This is a genomic window from Dietzia sp. DQ11-44 (assembly GCF_014145205.1).
In the GTDB taxonomy this organism is placed as follows: domain Bacteria; phylum Actinomycetota; class Actinomycetes; order Mycobacteriales; family Mycobacteriaceae; genus Dietzia; species Dietzia natronolimnaea.
Window position 1 is genome coordinate 1 of the sequence record NZ_JAALEC010000699.1, and the last position, 512, is coordinate 512.

Consider the following 512-nt stretch of genomic DNA (forward strand, 5'->3'; position numbering starts at 1 on the left):
CCGACGTCCTCGTGGAGGTGCCGTCCGACTCGTGTTCGGCCTTCGATTTCCACCGCGCGGAGGAGATGATCGAACTCGGCCGTCGGCTCACCGCGGAGGCGTTGGACAGGGAGGGCTTGTGAGACGGGCCCCTCTCGGCTTCAGCCGCCCTGGTTTCCGCCCTCGTCCTGGCCGACCTGCGGCAGGTGCTGGGGACAGAACGCCCTGACCGCGGCCGCCACCACCACCGGGGCCTCGGTCACCGGCGCATCGGCGTGGGCGTCGTTGTACTGCCGGACCACGTCGACGTAGCCCATGTCGCCGTCGAGTGACGCACAGGCGTCGCGCCCCCGGGTGAGATAACCCTGTTCGTCCTCGGCGTCCACGCCGACGGTCCTGATCTCGCTGAGGAACTGCTCCTCGGGAGACCGGTCGTCGCCGCCGTCCCCGTCCGGGGCCGGCTGCTCGCCGGTCGTCGGCCCGTCGCCGTCGGTGGCGTCCCCGACCGCGGAGGTGGCCTCGGCGGCCACGGA

Annotated in this window: 1 protein-coding gene; it reads right to left on the minus strand. The window is 72.3% G+C overall.

The window, feature by feature from the left end; translation table 11 throughout:
• Positions 1–140 precede the first annotated feature (140 nt).
• Positions 141–512 (minus strand): DUF732 domain-containing protein (locus tag G6018_RS15855; RefSeq protein WP_182640129.1); only part of this gene is annotated, 372 nt, incomplete at its 5' end.